General features: G+C 67.9%; 12 protein-coding genes and 3 tRNA genes. 10 read left to right on the top strand and 5 right to left on the bottom strand.

Features of this window, described 5'->3' with window-relative positions; genetic code table 11:
- Positions 1-203: 203 nt before the first annotated feature.
- From miv_RS14565 to miv_RS14525, 9 genes are all read left to right on the top strand, one after another.
- On the top strand, positions 204-1,373 hold the full coding sequence (locus miv_RS14565) for a malate--CoA ligase subunit beta (RefSeq protein ID WP_048427663.1): 1,170 nt from the start codon (positions 204-206) through the stop codon (positions 1,371-1,373).
- Between the two features lie 119 nt (positions 1,374-1,492).
- On the top strand, positions 1,493-2,392 hold the full coding sequence (gene sucD / locus miv_RS14560; RefSeq protein ID WP_048427664.1) for a succinate--CoA ligase subunit alpha: 900 nt from the start codon (positions 1,493-1,495) through the stop codon (positions 2,390-2,392).
- Between the two features lie 269 nt (positions 2,393-2,661).
- Complete coding sequence (locus tag miv_RS14555; protein ID WP_207183268.1) at positions 2,662-5,436, top strand: phosphoenolpyruvate carboxylase; 2,775 nt, start codon at positions 2,662-2,664, stop codon at positions 5,434-5,436.
- A gap of 337 nt (positions 5,437-5,773) precedes the next feature.
- Positions 5,774-6,748 carry an HpcH/HpaI aldolase/citrate lyase family protein gene (locus miv_RS14550; RefSeq protein WP_048426805.1) on the top strand — a complete coding sequence of 325 codons (975 nt, stop codon included), beginning with the start codon at positions 5,774-5,776 and terminating at the stop codon, positions 6,746-6,748.
- A 420-nt stretch (positions 6,749-7,168) separates the two neighbouring features.
- Positions 7,169-8,380, top strand: a complete 1,212-nt coding sequence (locus tag miv_RS14545; RefSeq protein ID WP_207183267.1) for an efflux RND transporter periplasmic adaptor subunit — start codon at positions 7,169-7,171, stop codon at positions 8,378-8,380.
- A 1-nt stretch (position 8,381) separates the two neighbouring features.
- On the top strand, positions 8,382-11,564 hold the full coding sequence (locus miv_RS14540; RefSeq protein WP_207183266.1) for a multidrug efflux RND transporter permease subunit: 3,183 nt from the start codon (positions 8,382-8,384) through the stop codon (positions 11,562-11,564).
- 472 nt (positions 11,565-12,036) lie between these two features.
- Positions 12,037-12,300 carry a hypothetical protein gene (locus tag miv_RS14535; RefSeq protein WP_207183265.1) on the top strand — a complete coding sequence of 88 codons (264 nt, stop codon included), beginning with the start codon at positions 12,037-12,039 and terminating at the stop codon, positions 12,298-12,300.
- Entirely contained in the window at positions 12,263-13,141 is an 879-nt protein-coding gene (locus tag miv_RS14530; RefSeq protein ID WP_207183264.1) for a hypothetical protein, read from the top strand. Before miv_RS14535 ends, miv_RS14530 begins: the two co-directional genes overlap by 38 nt.
- A gap of 449 nt (positions 13,142-13,590) precedes the next feature.
- Positions 13,591-13,848 (top strand): hypothetical protein, encoded by a 258-nt coding sequence (locus tag miv_RS14525; protein WP_207183263.1) that lies wholly within the window; start codon positions 13,591-13,593, stop codon positions 13,846-13,848.
- Positions 13,849-14,001: 153 nt separating this feature from the next.
- Here miv_RS14525 and miv_RS14520 read toward each other — a convergent pair whose 3' ends face one another.
- The 5 genes from miv_RS14520 to miv_RS14500 all read right to left on the bottom strand — a co-directional run bounded on the left by miv_RS14520 (position 14,002) and on the right by miv_RS14500 (position 16,096).
- On the bottom strand, positions 14,002-14,403 hold the full coding sequence (locus tag miv_RS14520) for a transposase (RefSeq protein ID WP_207183262.1): 402 nt from the start codon (positions 14,401-14,403) through the stop codon (positions 14,002-14,004).
- A 693-nt stretch (positions 14,404-15,096) separates the two neighbouring features.
- Positions 15,097-15,172 (bottom strand) — tRNA-Ala (locus miv_RS14515).
- 88 nt (positions 15,173-15,260) lie between these two features.
- Positions 15,261-15,336, bottom strand: a tRNA-Ala gene (locus miv_RS14510).
- Positions 15,337-15,426: 90 nt separating this feature from the next.
- Positions 15,427-15,502, bottom strand: a tRNA-Ala gene (locus tag miv_RS14505).
- Between the two features lie 207 nt (positions 15,503-15,709).
- Positions 15,710-16,096 (bottom strand): TIGR02300 family protein, encoded by a 387-nt coding sequence (locus miv_RS14500; protein WP_048426836.1) that lies wholly within the window; start codon positions 16,094-16,096, stop codon positions 15,710-15,712.
- Between the two features lie 170 nt (positions 16,097-16,266).
- On the opposite strand from miv_RS14500, the gene aroA reads away from it, so the two are divergent.
- A complete protein-coding gene (aroA, locus tag miv_RS14495) occupies positions 16,267-17,616 on the top strand; it encodes a 3-phosphoshikimate 1-carboxyvinyltransferase (protein WP_207183261.1) in 1,350 nt (449 codons plus the stop codon).
- The last annotated feature ends 1 nt before the right edge of the window (position 17,617 follow it).

Raw genomic sequence — 17,617 nt, 5'->3', positions numbered from 1 at the left:
TGCGCCGGACAGCCGATCCAAGTCCAGCCTCGCTCTGGACGAGACGTTCCAGGTCCAAAAGAAGCCCCGGACCTGATGACCGAAGACCGGCGAACCGCCGGGCGAGACGAACCGAAGCAACGCACCGGGCTGTCGAGCCGGACGCGGGGAACCTCCTCGCGCCCGGGACGGGGAGCCTTTGCCCTAAAACCCAGGAGGACGCCATGGACGTGCACGAGTACCAGGCCAAGGAACTGCTCGCGAGCTTCGGCGTGCCGATCCCGAAGGGCGCCGTGGCCTTCAGCCCCGACCAGGCGGTCTACGCCGCGACCGAGATGGGCGGCGGGCACTGGGCCGTCAAGGCGCAGATCCATGCCGGCGCCCGCGGCAAGGCCGGCGGCATCCGCCTGTGCCGCTCGACCCACGAGGTCCGCGAGGCCGCCAACGACCTGCTCGGGCGCCGCCTCGTCACTCACCAGACCGGCCCCGAGGGCAAGCCGGTGCAGCGCGTCTACATCGAATGCGCCGACGCCTTCGAGCGCGAGCTCTATCTCGGCATCGTGCTCGACCGGAAGGTCGAGCGGGTGCGGGTCGTGGCCTCGAAGTCCGGCGGCATGGACATCGAGGAGATCGCCGCGACCGATCCCGAGGCGCTGCTCCAGGTGGTGGTCGAGCCGGCGGTCGGCCTCCAGGCCTTCGAGGCGCGCGAGCTCGCCTTCCAGCTCGGCCTGACCGTCAAGCAGGTCGGCGCCGCCGTGAAGACGATCATGAGCGCCTACCGGGCGTTCCGCGATTGCGACGCCACGATGCTGGAGGTCAACCCGCTCGTCGTCACCCGGGACGACCGGGTCCTGGCGCTCGACGCCAAGATGTCGTTCGACGACAACGCGATGTTCCGCCGCCGCGCCATCGCGGACATGCACGATCCCTCGCAGAGCGACCCGCGCGAGGCCCAGGCCGCCGAGCACAACCTGAGCTATATTGGCCTCGACGGCGAGATCGGCTGCATCGTCAACGGCGCCGGCCTCGCCATGGCGACCATGGACATGATCAAGCACGCGGGCGGCGAGCCGGCGAACTTCCTCGACGTCGGCGGCGGCGCCTCGCCGCAGCGGGTCGCGACCGCCTTCCGCCTCGTCCTCTCCGACCAGAACGTCCGGGCGATCCTCGTCAACATCTTCGCGGGCATCAACCGCTGCGACTGGATCGCCGAGGGCGTGGTCCAGGCGGCCCGCGAGGTGAAGATCGGGGTACCGCTGGTGGTGCGGCTCGCCGGCACCAACGTCGAGGCCGGCAAGGCGATCCTGGAGAAGAGCGGGCTCGACCTCATCACCGCCGACACCCTGACCGAGGCCGCCGAGAAGGCCGTCGCCGCCGTCCGCGCGGCGCACTGAGCCGGTGGCCGGACGCGCGCGTCCGGCCCCTGTCCCACGGCCCCGCGCGGCACCCGAGCGAACCTGAAATCCGCGTCGCGAGGCAATCCGCCGGATTTCGCACGAGGAGGAATTTCCCGATGAGCATCCTGATCGACGAGAAGACCCCGATCCTGGTCCAGGGCATCACCGGCGACAAGGGCAGCTTCCACGCCCGCGAGATGGTCGAGTACGGCTCCCGGGTCGTGGCCGGCGTCACCCCGGGCAAGGGCGGGCGCAGCGAGCACGGCGTGCCGGTCTTCGACACGGTGCGCCAGGCGGTGCGCGAGACCGGCGCCGAGGCCAGCATCACCTTCGTGGCCCCGCCCTTCGCGGCGGACGCCATCATGGAGGCGGCCGATGCCGGCATCCGGCTGATCTGCTCGATCACCGACGGCATCCCGGCCCAGGACATGATGCGGGTGAAGCGCTACCTGCGCCGCTACCCGAAGGAGCGCCGCCCGATGGTGGTCGGCCCGAACTGCGCCGGCATCATCTCCCCCGGCAAGTCGATGCTCGGCATCATGCCCGGCCACATCTACCTCAAGGGCAATATCGGGGTGATCTCGCGCTCCGGCACCCTCGGCTACGAGGCGGCCGCGCAGATGAAGGCGGTGGGGTTGGGCATCTCGACCTCGGTCGGCATCGGCGGCGACCCGATCAACGGCTCGTCGTTCCTCGATCACCTCGCGCTGTTCGAGGAGGATCCCGACACCGAGGCGGTGCTGATGATCGGCGAGATCGGCGGCCCGCAGGAGGCCGAGGCCGCGGCCTGGATCCAGAAGAACATGTCGAAGCCCGTCGTCGGCTTCGTCGCCGGGCTCACCGCCCCGAAGGGCCGCCGCATGGGCCATGCCGGCGCGATCATCTCGGCGGCCGGCGACAGCGCCGCCGAGAAGGCCGAGATCATGCGCTCCTACGGCCTCACCGTCGCCCCGAGCCCCGGCGCCTTCGGCTCCACCATGGCCGAGGTGATGGCGACCCGGCGCAAGGCGGCGTGAGCCGACACGACGCACGGCTCCCGCGACCGGCGCGGGATCCCCTCTCCCGTGTGGGAGAGGGGTAGGGGCGATCGAAGATCGCGCGAGGGTGACACGCTTCAGTGTGAAACACTGGCGTCGTGCTGCCAGCGGGACGGTCAGGGCCTGACTCAGGACCATGGCACCCTCACGCGCGATCTTCGGTCGCCCGGCCCCTCTCCCATACGGGAGAGGGGAGGCCGCGCGACACTTCGAAAAATCCTCCCTCGACCCCCACCGGGGAGCTCCCGATGATCCACACTCCCGTTCCCGACACGCCCTTCGCCCCGCCGCTGATCACCGGCACCGACGACCGGGTGGCGCTCGACGTGCTCTTCCGCTCGCTGGTGGACGTCTGCCGGCGCCACCAGCCGGAGCTGGAGGCGGTCCTGCGCGGGCAGGCGGACATCGCCGGGCTGACGCCGGAGCTGACGGCCCGGGCGCTGCAGGTGCAGGGCATCTGGTTCCAGCTCATCGCCATCGCGGAACAGAACACCGCGATGCGCCGGCGCCGCCACGTCGAGCGCAATGCCGGCCGCGACCGGCTCAAGAATTCCTTCAGCGCGGTGCTGGCCCGCGCCGCCGCCCAGGGCGTGCCGCCCGAGACCGTGCACGGGGTGCTGTCGTCGCTGCGCGTGCGCCCGACCCTGACGGCGCATCCGACCGAGGCCAAGCGCGTCACGGTGCTGGAAAAATTCCGGCGCATCTACCTGATCCTGAAGGAGCTGGAGATGCCGCGCTGGACCGAGCGCGAGCGCCACGCCCTGATGGACGACCTGCGCGACCAGGTCGAGCTCGTCTGGATGACCGGCGAGCTGCACCTCGAGAAGCCGACCGTCGACCGCGAGGTGGCCTGGGGGCTGCACTTCTTCGACGAGACCCTGTTCGAGATGCTGCCCGAGACCCTGGGCTCGCTGGAGGAGGCCTTCGCGGCCTCCTATCCGGGCGCCCGGTTCGAGGTGCCGGCCTTCTTCCAGTTCGGCTCGTGGATCGGCGGCGACCGGGACGGCAACCCCTTCGTCACCGCCGAGGTGACCCGGCGCACGCTGCGGCGCAACGCGCTGGCGAGCCTGCGGCGCTACCACGACGGCATCACGGCGCTCGCCCGCACCCTCTCGATCAGCGCCCGCTCCCTGCCGGTGCCCGAGGCCTTCGCGGCCGCGCTCGCCGAGCAGCTCGCCCGCCAGCCGGATGGCGAGGCGATCGCCCGGCGCAACCCGGGCGAGCCCTACCGCCAGTTCCTCACCTGCCTGAGCCGGCGCCTCGCGGCGACGGTCGCCGGGCTGGAGGGCGAGCGCGGCGACGGGTCGGAGGGGCCGCAGGTGGCCGGCTACGCCGACGCCGACGAGCTGATCGGCGACCTGCGCGCCCTGGAGGACGGCCTGTCGGAGGCGCATTGCGCGTCGCTGGCCCGGAACATGGTGCGGCCGGTCCGCCGGATGGTCGAGATCTTCCGCTTCTCGACCGTGCGGCTCGACATCCGCGAAAATACCACCCGCACCACCCGGGCGCTGCAGGCGCTGTGGCAGCGCCAGCACGGCGAGGGGGCGGGCGAGCCGCCGGACGTCGATTCGCCGGCCTGGATGACCTGGCTCGAAGCCGAGCTCGCCCGTCCTCTCGACGGCCTGCCCGACCTCGACGGCCTGCCCGAGGAGGCGCGCGAGACGCTAACCACCTTCCGGCTGGTGGCCGAGATGCGCGGCAGCCTCGACCGCGAGGCCTTCGGCGCCTTCGTCCTGTCGATGACCCATTCGGTGCCGGACATCCTGGGCGTCTACCTGCTCGCCAAGACCGCCGGGGTCTTCCTCGACGCGGCCGGCGTCGAGGTCTGCCCGCTGCCGATCGTGCCGCTGTTCGAGACCATCGACGACCTGCGCGCGGCCCCCGCGATCATGCGGGCGCTCCTCAAGGTGCCGGTCGTGCGCCGCTCCGCCCGCCAGCAGGGCGGGGTGCAGGAGGTGATGATCGGCTACTCGGACTCGAACAAGGACGGCGGCTTCGTCGCCTCGAACTGGGAGCTAGCCAAGGCCCAGGGCAAGCTGACCCAGGTCGGCGAGCAGGCCGGCCTTTCCATCGCGTTCTTTCACGGCCGCGGCGGCTCGGTCAGCCGCGGCGGCGCCCCCACCGCCCGGGCCATCGCGGCCCAGCCGGCGGGCTCGATCCGGGGCCGCTTCCGCACCACCGAGCAGGGCGAGGTGGTGTCGTTCAAGTACGCCAACCGCGGCACCGCCGCCTACCAGATGGAACTGCTCGCCTCGGCGGTGCTCGACCACGTCCTCGACGGCGCGGCGCCGCGCTCCGGCGCGGCCCAGGCGGCGGGGGCCGAGTTCGACGATGCCCTGGAGGCGTTCTCCGGCGCCTCGCGGGCGGCCTATGCCCGGCTGATCACACACCCGGATCTCGTGACCTATTTCGGGGCCGCGAGCCCGCTCGACGAGATCGCGCTCCTCAACATCGGCTCGCGGCCGGCCCGGCGCTTCGGCGCCCGGAGCCTGGCCGACCTGCGGGCGATCCCGTGGGTCTTCGCCTGGAGCCAGAACCGGCACGGCATCACCGGCTGGTACGGGGTCGGCAGCGGCCTCAAGAGCCTGCTCGACGTGCGCGGGGAGGGCGGCCGGGCGCTGCTGCGGCGGATGTTCGAGGACTCACCGCTCTTCCGCCTGATCGTCGACGAGGTCGAAAAAACCCTGCTCACCGTCGATCTCGGCATCGCCCGCGACTTCGCCGGGCTCTGCCCGGACGAGGGCGCGCGCGAGACGATCTTCGCGATGATCGAGGCGGAGTATCGCCTCACCTGCGCCATGGTGCTGGAGGTGAGCGGCGCCGCGGGCCTCGCCGAGCGTTTCCCGCTCTATCGCGGCCGGCTCGCCGCGCGGCTGCCGGTGCTCAACCAGGTCAGCCGCGAGCAGGTCGACCTGCTGCGCCGCTTCCGGGCCGAGGCCGACGAGGACAGGCGCGAGACGCTGAAATCGGCCCTGCTGCTCTCGATCAACTGCGTCGCCGCGGGGTTCGGGGCGACGGGGTGAGAGTGTTCCGCCCGGTTACCGGATGAGGCGCCCCTTCTCCTCTCCCCGCGGGCGGGGAGAGGGCTGTGTCCCCCTTGTCGGGGACACAGCAAGCCCGAAGGGCGAGGGGGTGTTTCCGGAGGAGTTTCACTCGTCGAGACCCCCTCACCCTCGCTCCGGCTTTCGCCTCCGCTTGCCGTGTCTCTTGGACAGAGACACGGCCCTCTCCCCGCCCGCGGGGAGAGGGGGAGAGCTCGCGCCTCTCCTTCATCCCACACAGCCCCGCGCCCCCCACCTTCCGCCACGTTGCGTCCGTCCCCGACGGAACGCCAAACTCTTTCCACGGAGGAAACCCAAAATGAGCTTCACCCTCGTCCAGCAAGCCACGCCCCGCCTGCACCGCTCCGAGCTGGCGGTCCCGGGCTCGAACCCGACCTTCATGGAGAAGTCGGCCAAGTCCTCGGCCGACGTGATCTTCCTCGACCTCGAGGACGCCGTCGCCCCCGACGACAAGGAGCAGGCGCGCAAGAACATCGTCCAGGCCCTCAACGAGATCGATTGGGGCACGAAGACGATGATGATCCGCATCAACGGCCTCGATACCCATTACATGTACCGGGACGTGGTCGACATCGTCGAGGCCTGCCCGCGCCTCGACATGATCCTGATCCCGAAGGTCGGCGTGCCGCAGGACGTCTACGCGATCGACGTGCTGGTGACGCAGATCGAGCAGGCGAAGCGCCGCGAGAAGAAGCTCGGCTTCGAGGTGCTGATCGAGACGGCGCTCGGCATGGCCAATGTCGAGGCGATCGCCCAGTCCTCGAAGCGCCTCGAGGCGATGTCCTTCGGCGTCGCCGACTACGCCGCCTCGCTGCGCGCCCGCTCGACCGTGATCGGCGGCGTCAACCCGGACTACTCGGTGCTGACCGACAAGGACGAGACCGGCGGCCGCCAGACCCACTGGCAGGATCCGTGGCTGTTCGCCCAGAACCGCATGCTGGTGGCCTGCCGCGCCTACGGCCTGCGGCCGATCGACGGCCCGTTCGGCGACTTCTCGGACCCGGATGGCTACACCTCGGCGGCCCGGCGCTGCGCGGCTCTGGGCTTCGAGGGCAAGTGGGCGATCCATCCCTCGCAGATCGAGCTGGCCAACGAGGTCTTCACCCCGAGCGAGGCCGAGGTGACCAAGGCGCGCCGCATCCTCTCGGCGATGGAGGAGGCCGCCAAGGCCGGCCGCGGCGCCGTCTCCCTCGACGGGCGCCTCATCGACATCGCGTCGATCCGCATGGCCGAGGCGCTGATCGGCAAGGCCGACGCCATGGCGCGTGCCTGACGGCACGGGCGTGCCTGACGGCACGGGCGTGCCTGACGGCCGAGGGCGCCGACGACCCGAGGGCGTCTGACGGCCCGAAGCCGAGGACGGGAGGCCGGCCGCCGTGCCGGCCCCCGTCACCCCGACACCGCATTTCCCTCCCGCACAGGTTCCGGCGAGCCCCGCGCCGACGATCGGTCAGCCTTGTCCGCCGCGCGGAGACGACGCACGGTTCTCGCACACGCGAGAAACAGTCGAGTGGCATACGCTCGAAGGATGCCGGCCCGCGCAGCCGCCCCGGCGGCCCTGTGACAGGCGTCGCGACCGGCATAGACTGGAGTCTCGCACGCCGTGCGCCATGTCCGGTCTTCGACGTTGCCGCGTCGTCCGGCGGGACACTCTCGTGTTGCCGGACGACGCCCGAGTGGAAGCGTGCGGCCGATGAGATCAGAACAGGGTGCTGACGCACGGAAACGCCGGCGCGGCGGGTGGCTCGTCGCCCTGGCGATCCTGGCCGGCGCCGGCGGCGCCTATGCGTGGCACAACCGGGAGCAGGCGGCCGCGGCGAAGCCGGCCGCCCGCGCCCCCGCCCCGGTGCCGGTGACCCTCGCCCGGGTCGAGCGGGGGCCCCTCGCTGTGGTGCTGTCCGGCCTCGGCACGGTGCAGGCCTACAACACCGTGCAGGTGCGCAGCCGGGTCGACGGCGAGATCCTGAAGATCGGCTTTCGCGAAGGCCAGGTGGTGAAGAAGGGCGACCTCCTCGCCCAGGTCGATCCGCGCCCCTACCAGGCCGCCCTCGACCAGGCCAGGGCGAAGAAGGCCCAGGACGAGGCCAACGTGAAGAACGCGAAGGCCGACCTGGAGCGCTACACCAAGCTCGGCGACTACGCCTCGCGCCAGCAGACCGAGACGCAAGGCGCCACGGTCAACCAGCTCACCGCCCAGATCGCCGGCGACCAGGCGGCGATCGACAACGCGGCGACGCAACTCTCCTACGCGACGATCCAGGCGCCGATCGACGGCGTCACCGGCTTCCGGCTGATCGACGTCGGCAACATCGTCAACGCCGCGCAGCAGACCGCGATCGTCACCATCACCCAGGTCGAGCCGATCTTCGTGGTCTATACCGCGCCCGAGGAGCAGCTCGGCGAGGTGATGCGGGCGCTCGCCGCCGGCCCGGTCCCGGTCGAGGCCTGGAGCACGGACGGGATGGCCCGGCTGTCCGGGGGGCGGCTCGACCTCGTCAACAACCAGGTCGACACGGCGACCGGGACGATCCGGCTCAAGGCCTCCTTCGCCAACAAGGACCACGCCCTGTGGCCGGGGGTCTCGGTCTCGACCAAGATGCGCACCGGCACGATTCCGGACGCCGTCACGGTGCCGGACGACGCGGTGCAGCACGGGCCGAACGGGCTCTACGCCTTCGTGGTCGACGACCAGATGAAGGCCCACATGCAGCCGATCAGCGTCGGCCGCTCCAACGACGGCCGCAGCCAGGTGCTCGAGGGCCTGTCGCCGGGCCAGACCGTGGTCTGGCGCGGCCAGTCGCGGGTGCAGGAGGGCGCGCTCGTCGCCGAGGCGACGCCCGCGACCGGCGCGACGCCCGCACGCCAGGCGGACAACGCCGCCCTGACCCAGAGCGAGGCGCGCTGACATGCAGCTCGGCACCGGGCAGGGGGAGACCGCGCGCGGCGGCATCTCCGGCTACTTCATCCGCTTTCCGATCGCGACCTCGCTGATCATGGCCGGGATCCTGTTCATCGGGATCGTGGCCTATCCGCTGCTCGGCGTCGCGCCCCTGCCGCAGGTCGATTTCCCGACGATCCAGGTCACCGCGCAGCTGCCCGGCGGCAGCCCCGAGACCATGGCCTCGACGGTGGCCCAGCCGCTGGAGCGACAGTTCGCGCAAGTTCCCGGCGTCAGCCAGATGACCTCGACGAGCGCTTTAGGCATCTCGTCGATCACCGTGCAGTTCGACCTCGGCCGCAACATCGACGGGGCGGCGAACGACATCCAGGCGGCGATCAACGCCGCCGGCGGGCAGCTGCCGAAGACCCTGCCGAGCCCGCCGACCTACCGCAAGGTGAACCCGGCCGATTCGCCGATCCTGCTGCTCTCGGCCACCTCCGACACCCTGCCGCTGACCGAGGTCGACGACGCCGCCGACGTGCAACTGGCGCAGCGCATCAGCCAGGTCACGGGCGTCGGCCAGGTGCTGATCGGCGGCCAGCAGAAGCCGGCGGTGCGGGTGCAGATCGACCCGGCGAAGCTCGTCGCCAAGGACCTGTCGCTCGAGGACGTGCGGACCCAGCTGTCGATCACCACGGTCAACAGCCCCAAGGGCAGCTTCGACGGCCAGACCCGCAGCTACACGGTCTACGCCAACGACCAGCTCACCCGCGCCAAGGACTGGAACGACGTCATCATCGCCTACCGCAATGGCGCCCCGTTGCGGGTGCGCGACATCGGCCGGGCGGTGGCGGGGCCGGAGGACGTGAAGCAGGCGGCCTGGGCCAACGGCCAGCGCGGCGTGTTCCTGGTCATCTTCAAGCAGCCCGGCGCCAACGTCATCGACACGGTCGACCGGATCAAGGCGGAGTTGCCGCGCATCACCGCCTCGCTGCCGGCGGGCGTGAAGGTCCAGACGCTGAGCGACCGGACCCAGACCATCCGCGCCGCCGTCGAGGACGTGCAGTTCACGCTGCTCCTCACCATCGCGCTCGTGGTGATGGTGATCTTCGTCTTCCTGCGCTCGGTCTGGGCCACCATCATCCCGAGCGTGACGGTGCCGCTGGCGCTGCTCGGCGCCTGCGCGCTGATGTGGATGGCGGGCTACACCCTCGACAACCTGTCGCTGATGGCGCTCACCATCGCGGTCGGCTTCGTGGTCGACGACGCGATCGTGGTCCTGGAGAACATCGCCCGCCACATTGAGGAGGGGATGAAGCCGATGCAGGCCGCGCTCAAGGGCGCGGGCGAGATCGGCTTCACCATCGTGTCGATCTCGGTCTCGCTGATCGCGGTGCTGATCCCGCTCCTGCTGATGGGCGGCATCATCGGCCGGCTGTTCCGCGAATTCGCCGTGGTGCTGTCGATGACGATCGGCGTCTCGGCCTTCGTGTCGCTGTCGCTGACCCCGATGATGGCCTCGCGCTTCCTGAAGGAGCACACGAACGAGCATCACGGACGCCTCTACCGCTGGAGCGAGCGCGTCTTCGATCGCATGCTGTCGGCTTACGAATCCGCCCTCGACGTGGCGCTCCGCCACCACGTCGTGACGTTCCTGACCTTCCTCGGCACGCTGGCGCTCACCGGCTATCTGTTCGTGGTGATCCCGAAGGGCTTCTTCCCGCAGCAGGATACCGGCCTCATCGTCGGCATCACGGAAGGCGGGCAGGACATCTCGTTTGCCGCCATGGAGGATCGCCAGCACGCGGTCGGCGCGGTGATCCAGGCCGACCCGGATGTCGCGAGCGTCGCGATGTCGATCGGCGGCAGCGGCCAGGCGCTCAATTCCGGCCGGATGTTCATCACCCTCAAAGCCCGGGACGAGCGGGAGGCCGACGCCTTCCAGATCATCGGCCGGCTGCGGCCGAAGCTCGCGAAGATCGAGGGCGTGAAGGTCTTCCTCCAGGCCTCGCAGGACGTGCGCACCGGCGGGCGCGCCTCGCGCACCCAGTTCGAGTACACGCTCCAGGACCCGAACCTCGACGAGCTCAACACCTGGTCGCCGCGCCTCCTGGAGAAGCTGAAGACGCTGCCGGAACTGCGCGACGTCGCCACCGACCAGCAGACCGACGGCACCACCCTGACGCTGACGATCAACCGCGACGCGGCCTCGCGCTACGGCATCACGCCGCAAGCGATCGACGACACGCTCTACGACGCGATCGGGCAGCGCCAGGTGGCGCAGTACTTCACCCAGCTCAACAGCTACCACGTCATCATGGAGATCCTGCCGGCACTGCAGGGCAACCCGGATTCCCTGCGCAACATCTACGTGAAGTCGCCCACGACCGGCGGCCAGGTGCCGCTCGCCGCCTTCGCCACCTGGACCACCGTGCCGGTGCGGCCGCTCTCGATCAGCCACCAGGGCCAGTTCCCCGCGGTGACGATCAGCTTCAACCTCGCCCCCAACGTCGCGCTGGGCACCGCGACCGCGGCGATCGACAAGGCGGCCAAGGATCTCGGTATTCCGGCGACGCTGGCGACCGGCTTCCAGGGCACCGCGCAAGCCTTCCAGCAATCGCTCTCGACGGTGCCGCTGCTCATCGTCGCCGCCCTGGTGGTGGTCTACCTGATCCTCGGCATCCTCTACGAGAGCTACATCCACCCGCTGACCATCCTCTCGACCCTGCCCTCGGCCGGCGTCGGCGCGCTCGCGATGCTCCTGTGGTTCGGCTACGATTTCAGCCTGATCGCGCTGATCGGCATCATCCTGCTGATCGGCATCGTGAAGAAGAACGGCATCATGCTGGTCGATTTCGCGATCGTGGCCGAGCGTCAGGAGGGCATCGGCCCCGAGGAGGCGATCCGCAAGGCCGCGCTCCTGCGCTTCCGCCCGATCCTGATGACCACGATGGCGGCGTTGCTCGGCGGCATCCCGCTGATGTTCGGCACCGGCACCGGCTCGGAGATCCGCCAGCCGCTGGGCTACGCCATGGTCGGCGGGCTGGCCGTGAGCCAGGTGCTGACGCTGTTCACCACGCCGGTGATCTACATCTACCTCGACACCCTCGCGACCTGGCTGTCCGGCCACCGGCACGGGCCGGAGACGAAGGACGAGGCGCCGGAGGACAAGGAGGAGCCGGGACGCCTGCGGGAGGCGGCGGAGTAGGGCTGCAAGAGGTTGCGCCCCCGACGAAACGGGACCGTGAATTAGTTCGTCCATAATGAGACGACCGATTTCGACGTGTCCAGCCTCGTTTGACCAGAAACAGTGGAGCCTAATAGCCAAGAGGGATTTGAGGTATATCTAGCTCTTGTGGCGAGCCAGTGCGTGTCGACGCGTTGGATGCCAAGAAGTATTCTGCGCAGCTATTCTCCGGTGGATTACGTCGAGAGCCTCGACGCGGGAATTAGGGCGAGTGCAAGGCGCGTCTTCGCTATTCTCCAACCTACAAGCTAGCCACCTGGGCTCGGTATTATTCATTACCCAGACACCGACCGAAGACCGGCGGCAGGTGGACGTTTGAGTGGTAACGGCTGCCATGACAGCGGGCCGACGTTGTAGTGGGGAGGGGATTGTCAAGGAAAGGCGCTGCAACATACTCTCCGGACGACCATGCTGGCATAATCGGGGCCATTCGATGAGCGAACTAGCACAGCAAGGTTCCTATCAGCGTGTCCCGATTGTGGAGGCAGATTCGATTATGTCACAGAGAAAAAATCCCCTTGCTAAGCTAGTGCATAATTTTGTAGGCAAAGCTGATAGGGACAAAATTCGCGATAACGAACACGCGATTTCAAATTTCGTTCGCGATCTTGGGCGCCAAAATCAGAAACACAAAGAATCTGTCAGGAAGGAATTAGAAGATGGCGGAAGGCCGAAAGACGGAAGATTCCGTTTATGATTTTCTTTATGTCGACACTCGACGGATCGCTCAATTTTCAAGTCAGTTCAATCAATATGGACATCTTACAAATTTAACGCGATCTGTTTCAGAGACTAGTACGGGCGGCGGTGATATTAACGTTGTAGCTGCTAGAGTAAACAAGTCTGCGTCCGAGCAAACAGGCCAAGTTCGACAATTCGACCCTAAATGGCTTAATCCGCTCACGTTTTTAGATGACGCGGAGCGCAGAGGTCTGATAAAAAGAGACATCAAAAGCTCAGAGATAGGTCAAATTGTTTTGTTTACTGGACAACTTTTGTTGTTTGATGCTGGAATGATGAAGGGCGCGTGGGATAAGCCTATAGTTCAGAAGATGATAAGGGCCGGGATCCCCGCTGCCGCTTCTGGCGTTGATACAAGCGGCTTATCTCGCCATGATCGCAGAATTAGAGCCAAAGAGACAAAAGAATCTGCAAATAACGAATTAGATTTTACGATGTCCATGCTTTCTATTCTCCCGCACATGCTGCAGGTTAGAATGCTTTCCGAGGACACTTCGGTTTGGTCGACGCTCGAAGATGAGTTTGTCATTGGCAGATCGTCTGATTTAGTTTTGAAGCATGGATCGCTGCTCAGCGGCGAATGGAATATGATCGGCATCTATGATGCGCTCCCTTACGACGCAGCATATCGCACTGAAGAAGGCCGGGAAGACGCTGACATCGCAGCTGACGTTGCAGGAACGGTTATTGGTGGGATGGCCGCTCGAATGGGTATCATAGCTAGAAATATGATTGGCAGGCCCGAGCATACTTATGGCATGACTCCCCTGCTTATATTTAGAGAGGTCTCGAGCTGAACGATTGGATGTAGTGCGCGGTAAAAATAACAGAGAGGAGTTGTTCTACCGAGCAACTCACGATGCCCATAGATGGCGACTTGATCCAGTGGAGTCATCTAAAATTCAATATCATGGGAGGGTATAGACCACAAAAACATCGATGAGCTGCATCAGGCTGTCGGTATAATGACATGCCTGGCTCAAGCTACCGTGATAAATTCCCGCAGGGCCGATAAGACGCGCTCCAGATCGTCGCCGAACAGGCCGTGACCGCTTTTCCGCGAAACGCTCGAAGCGGACGCGGTCGGGCGGCAGGGCGGCCGCGTGCGCCTCGAATGGGAGGCAGGCGCGGACGTACTCCGCGCGCCTGTCGGCGGTGGGCCCCGTCCCAGTCGGTCTCGGCGGTGCGGGCGACCTGGGATCCGCCCAATCTTGGCGGCCGTGCTTGCGAGGACGAGCTTGCCGGGATGGTCCAGATGCCGCGTCGCGTAAGCTTGGGCGATGGTGCCGCCCCACGGCATCCCGAGCATGATCGGCCGGACGAGGCCGAGGGCGTCGCACGGGCCCTTTATGTCGTCGCCCCGCTGCGTCAGCATCCAGTCGGCGCAGTCGCCGTCCTCGCCGCGGCCGCGATGGTCACCATCAACCATCTGCGCGATGTCGCTCAGCCCGGAGCAGCAGGGCGTGAAGGCGGCATGGTCGAATCCCGGACCGCCATACAGTAACAGGGTCGGCTTCTCCCGCATCGTGGGGCCCGCTGGGAACGAGCCCCTCCTTCTCGAGGTCGACGAACACGCGAATACCATCGACGGAGACGGACATGGTGCCCTCCGTAGCCGGAGCGGGGGGAGCATGCCGGCTCCCCCCGGGGCCGTGGGTCAGGCCACCGCCGCCTGCGGCTGCACGCTGAGCAGCATGTTGGCGATCTGGCGCACCTGCAATTCGCTGTCCTGGAGCTCCTTCTTGCGGGCGCCGCCATAGGCGAACTCGTCGTGGTCGATACCCGGGACCTGCAGGCCCGCCTCCACGAAGGATTGCTCGAGCCGGGTGAGGAGCTGCCCCCACACGCCGAGGCGCGACCAGCGGATGAAGGTCTGCGCCGCCATCCACCAGGGACCGTAATGGGCCGGGACCGCGCGCCAGTTGGTGTCGTGCCAGTGGCGCCACAGGATCGCGTCCACGGTCCGCTTCAGGTCATGGGGCTGGGTCTTGCCACGGGGCCGGCAGCCTTCGAGCAACGGTGCGAGCAAAGCCCACTGCGCCTCCGTCAACATTAACATCCCCTCGTTCACGTTTCCGCTGACGGGCATGTTACCAAGGGTAATCTGCTTCTTCAATCACTGCATCGACCGGATTCTGCAGTTTGTTTGCCCGTCGCAACCGCGAAAAATCCCCGATCGTTTGTGTTCGAACATGAACAGAGCGAGGACGTTCATGATGTTACTTAAAAGATTAGATGTTTCGGTCTGTAAATTCTTGTTAGTTTTTGCGATACAAATCGAAGTAAAACCCCGCCCATCCTGCGGCGCACGGGTGCATCCCAGGCTCCAGTATCGGTACCGGCCGGGACCGACACGACCACCGCACCGCCGGGACGCGAATGAATTATTCTTCGAAGCCGAAAACCAAACGTACCAGGACGCGAAATACCGTGATGGGCGATTGCATCATTGTCGCTGCGTCGCGGGGTGCGCGGGCCGTCCCGCCATCTGGGGCAGCCGGGATCGGCACCGAGGGCAGGCCCGCCGGGATCCGCGATGCGCGGCAAACCGGGAAAGCACCGGGAACCGAGCGCCACGGGCTCCGGGCCCGGATCGAAGAGGCGGGTTGCCGGCGGCAGGGCGCCACGCGGGAGGCACACCGGTCCGGCCGGACCGATTCCGAGGACGAGGATTTTCGCGACATCCCGGACGGCAAGGAGGCCGCCGGGGCGGCCTTGCATCACGCTGCGATCGATTCCGAGAGGGAGGGGATGGTGGAGCTTAGCGGGATCGAACCGCTGACCTCCTGCATGCCATGCAGGCGCTCTCCCAGCTGAGCTAAAGCCCCATCCTCATCCACGGCACTGGGTGGGCCGCGGGTCGTCTCGATGATCGCGGAGCGATCGTCATCACGTCAGGCTTCGCCCGAAATGATTTGGTGGAGCTTAGCGGGATCGAACCGCTGACCTCCTGCATGCCATGCAGGCGCTCTCCCAGCTGAGCTAAAGCCCCATCACTCATCCGCGGCGCTGGGTAGGGCCACGGGTCGTCTCGATGATCGCGGAGCGATCGTCATCACGTCAGGCTGCGCCCGAAATGATTTGGTGGAGCTTAGCGGGATCGAACCGCTGACCTCCTGCATGCCATGCAGGCGCTCTCCCAGCTGAGCTAAAGCCCCACTCCAAGGACGTTTGGGATCCGTCCGAGAACCGGCCCGCCACCCTCCGGGAGGGCGCCGTCGCCGGTGAGCGGCTGTATATGAGGGTGCGGCGTTCGACACAAGCCCTCGGGGCGGGTCTTCGCGAAGTTTTCGTGACTGCCGCGAATTCCCGAGATCAATCAACGAGTTGGGGCGACAACCGGGCACTTGTCGCCCCCGCGGCGATCAGGATTCCTCGTCGCTCTCGATATCGCTGTCGATGAAGTCGGAGACGTCGTCGCCGCCCTCCTCGTCCTCTTCCAGGAAGGTGTCGTCGTCGCCGCCGGCATCGGCCACGTCGGCATCGTCGTCGCCCGCCACGTCGTCGCCGCCCTCGGCAGCCTCGACCTCGTCGAGGGAGACCATCTCGGGGGCGCCGGCCTCCTCCTCGGTCTCCTCTTCACGCGGGGCGCGGTTGGCGATCGCCGGGGCGGGGACGCGGGTGGAGGTGAGGGCGGCGACCTGATAGACGGTGCCGCATTTCGGGCACACGGCAGGATCCCTGCTGAGGTCGTAGAATTTGGCGCCGCAGCTCATGCACTGGCGCTTCAAGCCGAGTTCCGGTCTGGCCACGGTGGTCACGTTCCTGTCGATGTCGCTAAGAGTGGGTTCGGTTAGTCGCGCCCGCCAGCGCTGTCAAATAGCCGTGTGTCCAGCGGATGACGGGGCGGCGTGCCCGTGGTAACGACCCCGCCGTTTTCCCGCGCGTCCCTCGCGATTCTCGAGAACCAGGCCGTCTGCCCGTGTCGCACGATTCCACTCCGTCCCCGATCACCGCCCAGGCCGGGACGGCCCTCAAGGGCCGGCTGCGGCCGCCCGGCGACAAGTCGATCTCGCACCGCGCGATCATCCTCGGCCTGCTCAGCCTCGGCGAGACCCGGATCGAGGGCCTGCTCGAGGGCGACGACGTGCTGCGCACCGCCGCCGCCGCCAAGGCGCTCGGCGCGGGCATCGACCGGGACGGGGAGGGGCGCTGGCGGGTGCGCGGCGTCGGCGTCGGCGGCCTGTCGGATCCGGCCGGCGTGCTCGATTTCGGCAATGCCGGCACCGGCTCGCGGCTGATGATGGGCGTGGTCGGCGGCCATCCGGTCACCGCGACCTTCGACGGCGACGCCTCGCTGCGCAAGCGGCCGATGCGGCGGATCCTCGATCCCCTGGTGCAGATGGGCGTGAGCGTGGTGGAACAGGCCGAGGGCGGCCGGGTGCCGCTGACCCTGCGCGGCCCCCGCGAGGCGGTGCCGGTCACCTACGAGAGCCCGGTCGCCTCCGCGCAGGTGAAGTCGGCGGTGCTGCTCGCCGGCCTCAACGCGCCTGGCGTCACCACGGTGATCGAGGCCGCCGCGACCCGCGACCACACCGAGCGGATGCTGCGCCTGTTCGGCGCGCATGTCGAGGTCGAGGCGATCGGCCCCGGCGGTCACGGCCGGCGCATCGCGCTCACCGGCCAGCCGACCCTCACCGCCACCGACGTGGTGGTGCCCGCCGACCCGTCCTCGGCGGCCTTCGCGATGGTGGCGGCGCTCGTCGTGCCGGGCTCCGAGGTGGTGATCGAGGGGGTGATGATGAACCCGCTGCGCACCGGCCTCATGACCACGCTGATCGAGATGGGCGGCGACATCGAGCGCCTCAACGAGCGCGAGGAGGGCGGCGATACCGTGGCCGACCTGCGGGTGCGCCACAGCCGCCTGACGGGCGTCGCGGTGCCGCCCGAGCGGGCGCCGGCGATGATCGACGAGTACCCGGTCCTCGCCGTGGCGGCTTCCTGCGCGCAAGGCACCACCCGGATGCAGGGCCTGCACGAGCTCCGGGTCAAGGAATCCGACCGTCTCGCCGCGGTGGCGGCCGGCCTGAAGGCCAACGGCGTCTCCCACATCGTCGAGGGCGACGACCTGATCGTGCACGGCGACGGGTCGGCGCCGCAGGGCGGCGGCACGGTCGAGACCCATCTCGACCACCGCATCGCCATGGCGTTCCTGGTGCTCGGCATGGTCGCAGGCAAGCCGGTGACGGTCGACGACGGCGCCATGATCGCCACGAGCTACCCGGCCTTCCTCGCCGACATGCGGGCGCTCGGCGCCGCGCTCAGCGTGTGAG

Origin of the sequence: Methylobacterium indicum (assembly GCF_017347565.1) — a bacterium.
Taxonomy (GTDB): Bacteria; Pseudomonadota; Alphaproteobacteria; order Rhizobiales; family Beijerinckiaceae; genus Methylobacterium; species Methylobacterium indicum.
Note: the sequence above shows the minus strand (reverse complement) of the source record. Positions and strands in the feature narration are given on the sequence as shown.